Here is a 6,679-nt window from a genome sequence, read left to right as displayed (position 1 = left end):
TGTCATTGACATCGGTGCGCGGGCCGTCCGCGGTTTCGATCTGGCCGTTGCTGTGGTAGGTGTAGGACCAAGATTGTTGCGCTAGGGTGCCGGAAGAAACGCAGGTTACGCCAATGCTTATTACTGAAGCGACGGTGAAGTTGGTGAATTTATTCATAAAGAATCCATTTCAATTATCATAATTGGGCGTCTAAGAATAAAATCCTATCGAATCAAGAATATTCTTAGGTGATAAACAGCCTTTCTAAATTCAGTTAGCATCTAACGTAAATATACGCTCTTCCGCCGCACCCCAATTGGTTTGATCACCAAATACGGTTGGATGATTTGTCCAAACAACATTGTCATTCGAATATTGGATCGTAAATACTTTTGGTGCATAGTGGGCTTGATCACCCGAGCTATAATTACCCATCAACATAAACGACCCTATTGCAACGGGAGCGCCAAAATCAAAGCCGACAAAGTTTGGCGTAGCGCCTGCCGAGGTCCATTTGTTAAGTGAAGATCCATCTATCGCGTAGTGAGCAGGATTAAGAGAATTCGATATGGAGTTCGCAAAAATTGCCGAACTAGCCAGTAGATTAAACGCGTTGTTATCTGTATCAAAAAACATTAGTTCGGCTACTGTCGTCAACGCCCCACCGTTATTTTCAGTAATATAAATACGCCAATATCTCGCCAACGCATTGACCGGATCCGATGAATTAGGTGAAGCAGGTGACAACGATACTCTTTTTATCTTGCAATGCCCTTCCAGCAAACTTCCGTCGTCGATAAGCGCAGTGACTTTTGCACCGTTGATATAGGACGTCAATAAGATTGTTGCCATGTAGGTTTCAGAATCCAAAAACGCTAATTCAGCGAGATCGCCTGCGCCAAAATCGTCTCCTGCACAGTTTGCATCTGCGTTTAAACCGGTCAGCTGAATTGAAGTCCAGCTCGTTGAAAATGTAGAGTCCGCACTGGAAGCAAAATTGTTTATCGTGGCGATATAACCAGATTGTTCAAATTCGCTCGCATGACTGAATAGTGTTATACAGAATAAAACCATACAAAAGCCAAATTTCCATGGTCGAATTTTTTCTACGTTATACAGTTTCATTTTTAGATCCTTAAAAATCTGTTGTGGGAATGACATATTTACAGGGTATAAAAAAATCAAAAGTTATTTATCATGTGGTGCGATGTTGCCGGAATATTTTTATATGCAGTAGCGCTATCAATACCATCAGCTGCACTCAAAGGATTTGTGCCCCGTATATATTCTTGATAATTTGAAACACCATCCTGATCGAAATCACCACCTCCTTGCTGTGCAAACGATCCGAAATACCTTAGCTCCCAAAAATCAGGCAAGGTATCGCCGTCCGAATTAATGGTTACCGTCGCTGGATTCAAACTTAATTCAAATTCAAAACGGTTGTTAATCCCATCTCCATCAAAATCACCACTACCATCGAACACAAGGGTTCCAAAATATTGGGCTTCCCATGCATCCGTTAAGCCATCAGCATCGCTATCGGGATTGCCATCCGTTGGATTCAGTTCCAAATCAAATTCCTGCAGATTACTTATGCCATCTTCATCAAAATCGCTTTCTGCCAGTTGTGATAAGTTTCCGAAAAATTCTAATTCCCAATTATCAGACAAACCGTCTTCATCCACATCATATAGGAGAGAGGCTTCAAACCCTTCCGGAGGCGAATATAAAAACTCACTACTTTGAAAATATATGCTCGCTTGACCGGCACTATAAATAGACACGACGGGATACATCAATCCACTAAGGTTACTAAAATGCGCCTCAGTTCCAGCCGAAGGATCCCCTTGCCAAATCCCATCTCGTCCAAACCATAATTTTCCTGCATCGGGATCATATGCAATCATCAGCCTTCCATTTTCATATCCGCCCACTGCTGCTCCACTACTCAAGCCGTTGTTAAATATATTTCCATCCAGGTTAACTGAGCCGTAACTGCTCGAAGTACTACCAGCATAAAAATGCTGGACTAACTCTATATTGCTCGCGACTCCTGCTATCACTCGGTTTCCTGAACCACCAACTTCCCAATAATATTTTTGCCCCGCACCCAATGCGCTTTTAGCTATCGACGAACGCCATCTATCCCTACTGTATTGAGCTGCTACGACGCGGTTTTGATTCGATAACACCAATCCTGTCAAGGTATTATTAGGATCTAAATAATTTCTCCTAACATGCATTAAAGGATCGGTACCACCGAGGAATTCATGTGAATCACTGATACCGTCACCATCAAAATCACCACTGCCGTTTCGACTCAAATTATTAAAGTATTGCATTTCCCATGCGTCTGACAAAGCATCTTGATCAGAGTCACTATTTCCATCAGTTGGATCTAGACCAAATTTCAATTCATTCCCATTAATAACGCCATCGGAATCAAAATCATCTTCCGATGATTGAGATAAATTCCCAAAATTTTCGAGCTCCCACTGGTCATACAGCCCGTCGAGATCACTATCCAATCGCAAATAATTCGTTGGGGTTGCGTAATGAAATTGTGCAGGATCGAATTTCACAGATACCGATGCGTTCGTTCCACTCAGAGAAACAACCGGGTACTGGATCCCAGTAATGTTGCTATAAGCTGGAGCAGTTTCCGCAGAAGGATCACCTTGCCACTCACCGTTTTTACCAAACCATAACTTACCTGCTACCGAATCGTAGGCGAACATCAAGACATCACCCGGGCCATAGTCAAGGAAAGGGGTGGCTTGATTGCCGTGATAGATCACCCCTTGCTGGCTCCACCAGCCATAACTGTCGCTGTTGCTACCGGGATAGCTAGTTAAAGGCACATCGCTACCGATGCCAACCAACGCATGCTCGCCATGCAGCTCAACTTCCCAATAATGTTTTTGTTCAGCTCCAAGCGCGTATTTACCAAACGAAGTAAACCACTGATTAATTTGCCCACCCGATACTCTTGTATTGAATTCGGAAAACACTAAACTGCCATTGCTATTGATTCGATCAAGATAATTGAAATTATCATTTGCACTGGGGTTACGAGCGTCGACATGCTCCTGATAATTCGTTTCTCCATCGCCATCGTAATCATCAGTCCCAGATTGCTCCAGATCTCCAAAGTAATGGAATTCCCAGCCATCTAACATGCCGTCTTGATCCGAATCATCGGGACCTCCGGATGGATCTAAGCCGTAAAACAACTCCTGAAAATTGCTAATACCATCGTTATCGAAATCGCCATCGTTATCTTGATTGACGCTTCCAAAATGAATCCATTCCCAGTCATCAGGAAGATCATCAACAATTGCTTCTGTTGTCGGCACGTCATCGCAGTTTTCATTATTTTGCGTTCGAGGCTCGGTCGTCGAGTGAACCAAAAGCCCTTGCTGGTTAAGAGAAGCTTTAGTAACTGAGCCGTACTTGATTGTCTTCACAATTTGTGGGAATGCAGGATGCCAGCAATACTCCTCGATTTTTGTCACAGGAGTATTTACAAGTAAACTTGTATCGATGTTATATCCGTATTGAGGGTTACCACTCCAGTTCAAACCAGAAGTTTTGCGAATTTCACGCCCTAAATTATCTCTCTCGTATAGAATCACGTTTCCGTTTCGATCTGAACGGGTCTGTAGCGTTCCATCTATGTAATAAGAGTTATACGCGTTTGACGCCTCGCAGTTTTGAGAAATATGACCTTCGATACGTATTAATTTTTTTTCATTGTTAATCAAAGAATAATGGTAGGTTGTGGTTTTTTGCAGTGAATTAGTAACTGTAGTTGAACCATCTTGATTAAAGATAAACTCCGTGCGATCCACTCCATTGTCGTGTTCAGACGAGACCGCTCTACCTTCTTCATCATATTCCCAGGTTACATAACGAATACCATTTTCATCGGTAACACCGGTTAATGCGGTAGGAAAATTTACGTTTTCATAATGGTAGATTTTCGAGGAACCAACTGGATATTTAACTTCAATAATCTGACTTTGGTTGTATGAGTATTCAAAGGATTCATTTGCAGCGTTAACAATTTTTATTAAGAGGCCCGATGAATCGTATTCAAACGTTAAAAAGTCTTCATCACTGCTATCGATTCGAGTTACTCGGTCGCCTATGTCATAAAAAAATTCTTGAGTATCACCTTTGGTATTTGACGCTATTTGCAACAGTCCTGTATCAGAAAAAATATAGACATTTTGTTGGTCATCACGCAGTCGCCAATGCCGGTCGCCTTGCTTCCAAAGCCTAAGGCTTGGGTTTGATTTGCTTATCCATGTTCCATCAATCATTGTGAATGAAACTGTAAAACCTTGGCCGTTTATCCATTGAATAAAATCGTATTGCCCGTCGGATATAAACTCAAGTCTAGAGCCCGTTGAAAAATGCCATCCTAATTCGCGAGAATGATAGGAGCGCCGAATTTGGAGCGGCATGCCTCCTTTACCTACATAATCAACTTCGGCCTCATACTTCTCCCCGGTCGCAACGCGAATGGGGTTTCCTTGATAGCTGTCCAGCACGGCCCCCTGAGAACTGGCGCTGCAAGAGCTCGGTGGTGGTGGAGAAGGGCCAACTGGGGGCACATTCGAAACATAAAGATATTGCCACATATCCCCAGAAGTATGATTAAACCAATGTCCCGCGCCTGTTTGGGCACAACCCCAATTATCTCTCCATATTCCTGTATCATTCGGATGAAGATCTGTTCTCTTAGCAGCATCACACGCGGTTTTGCAAGCGCCGGATGAAAGAGAACAAGTTCCTTTAGTGATCCATTGCTGAGAAAAAACTGGTGAAGAACAGAATAAAATAAAATGACAAACTAAAAGAACAATAATTCGCATAAAACTACCTTGTAAATAAATTAATTTTTTAATTATTAAAATCACGATGAAATTGATTTCTAGATTTTATCTTTGAAGTACTTTGACTTCCTGTCGCCACCTTTACCCAGTGACTCAACTCATCTATTTTCCGCCATTGCGATTTGTTCTTTGATTTTCCTTTCGCCGATTACCCAACCTTTATTTATGGAATCACCAATTGTTGGAAGTGTCACCTTGGGCGTTCTCCCCTTAAAGATTTCCCGATAAGCCGTTCTTTGTTCCTCACCTGTCTTTTCCATCGTAATAAAATCGCGGCGGTGAAATCAAATTAATTTGCTTCCCATACTGTTTGACCGAAAGCTCGACCAAGGATAGTAAGATGCATAATCAACCATATTCGTCCGCACTGAATTCATCTCCCAGCGTCACCAACAAATGTACGTGATTAGCCATCAATACAAGAGCATGAATAGAGAAATCAAGATTTTCACTAAACTCTTTCGGCTTATCCAGGTAAACAGCGTAATCATCTGTATCAAAAAAACACTCATGACAGTTGTTACCGCGCCACATAATATGTTGGGCGCACCCAGGTGCATATAAGCGAGGGAGTCTAGCCATGAAATCCTTTCCTTTAGCTGTTTGTGAAAAAATAAAATTATCTATTTAAAAAAATCAATTACTCTGACCCTTTGATTTCCTTGACCCTTTGATTTCCTCCCTGATTCTCTCCTTTGGATTATTTGATCTCTAAAATCAATTACTCTGACCCTTTGATTTTTGCTCTGACCCTCTGATTATGATTTTTTATTTGATTTCTGTAAAAAAGTCTTTGTTATTTTTCAAGTATTTTTCAAGATTAGCTGATTCCATTCTCATGTAATTAAACAAATCACTCTCTAGCCTATCAACAATTCGATTCTTATCGGAGTCGATGTATTTCTCTATATATTCCTGCCTTTTATATAAATTTTTTTGAGGCTTAGAATTTGGAAATATTTCCAATATTTTTTTCAACGTGCTTGCTGTATTTACACTGCCTATTTTCTTAAAATAATTTATTATCTCTTCATGTGAAACTTTTCCATCATCAAAATCGCTCTCAAAGAAGTATTTAAATCCGCCATTCTCAATAATACCCTGAGCAGTTACTATATATACCACGGTTTTTTCAATAGGAGTCGACTTTTGAGAATTAAATCCATTTTCAATTACAAAGTCGAATAGTTCGTCAATGAATTTATCTCCAGAAAGATTAAAAACATCGCTCAAATTTGGCATACCCACTCTTCATTCACAATTACAGTCATTAGACCAAGCCTCGCTAATTGGCCATGTTAATTCATTGACGGCGTGACCAAAGCCGCCGTTATGCCAATCGTTTGCAAAAAAGCCTACAGCTACCAATGGGAATTTTCGACAAACAAATCCGCCAGTTTTTTTCAACAAGCTTTTGCCAGCCTGCTTCGCTAATTTATCAATAAAATTCTTAATCCTAGGATCATTCGACTTAGATAAGTGATCCAAAAAATCACTTGCTTGACTCGAAGACATCTTTTTAGGATCAATACCTTTATCTTTAAGCCAACTATCCATCGCCTCCTGTACTGCTTGATTATACTGCCTATGCTCTTTACTCCACCCGTGTCCACCAGGGAGTGGGCCTGTAGTAGTCTTATTAAAAATCTTATGGGCATCTGAAGGAAGACCCATATTCTTAAACACCTGTTTAGGCACATAGTGATGGCCCTCAGCCAATCCATAAAAATCATAATACCCAACCGGACTCCCCCCCACATAAGAGTATGTATTAATCCCCCCACCTAACCCAATC

General features: G+C 41.1%; 5 protein-coding genes. All 5 read right to left on the bottom strand.

The window, feature by feature from the left end:
- Window positions 1–250: 250 nt before the first annotated feature.
- Window positions 251–1,105, bottom strand: a complete 855-nt coding sequence (locus ACYUCY_RS18190) for a discoidin domain-containing protein (RefSeq protein ID WP_460227962.1) — start codon at window positions 1,103–1,105, stop codon at window positions 251–253.
- Between the two features lie 56 nt (window positions 1,106–1,161).
- The gene (locus tag ACYUCY_RS18185; protein ID WP_460227961.1) at window positions 1,162–4,863 is read right to left on the bottom strand and encodes an SPRY domain-containing protein; all 3,702 of its coding nucleotides are present in this window, start codon (window positions 4,861–4,863) and stop codon (window positions 1,162–1,164) included.
- Window positions 4,864–5,232: 369 nt separating this feature from the next.
- Window positions 5,233–5,466 (bottom strand): transposase, encoded by a 234-nt coding sequence (locus ACYUCY_RS18180; RefSeq protein WP_460227960.1) that lies wholly within the window; start codon window positions 5,464–5,466, stop codon window positions 5,233–5,235.
- 186 nt (window positions 5,467–5,652) lie between these two features.
- Entirely contained in the window at window positions 5,653–6,126 is a 474-nt protein-coding gene (locus tag ACYUCY_RS18175; protein WP_460227959.1) for a DMP19 family protein, read from the bottom strand.
- 9 nt (window positions 6,127–6,135) lie between these two features.
- Window positions 6,136–6,679: hypothetical protein (locus tag ACYUCY_RS18170; protein WP_460227958.1), on the bottom strand; the 544-nt coding region annotated here is incomplete at its 5' end.

The organism is Aurantivibrio infirmus (assembly GCF_054767315.1).
This window is presented reverse-complemented; position numbering and strand designations above follow the sequence as displayed.

Bases quoted from the DNA above. Each gene is read 5' to 3' on its own strand.
- ACYUCY_RS18185 (WP_460227961.1), bottom strand. From the start codon at position 4,863: ATGCGAATTATTGTTCTTTTAGTTTGTCATTTTATTTTATTCTGTTCT.
- ACYUCY_RS18190 (WP_460227962.1), bottom strand. From the start codon at position 1,105: ATGAAACTGTATAACGTAGAAAAAATTCGACCATGGAAATTTGGCTTT.
- ACYUCY_RS18175 (WP_460227959.1), bottom strand. From the start codon at position 6,126: ATGCCAAATTTGAGCGATGTTTTTAATCTTTCTGGAGATAAATTCATT.
- ACYUCY_RS18180 (WP_460227960.1), bottom strand. From the start codon at position 5,466: ATGGCTAGACTCCCTCGCTTATATGCACCTGGGTGCGCCCAACATATT.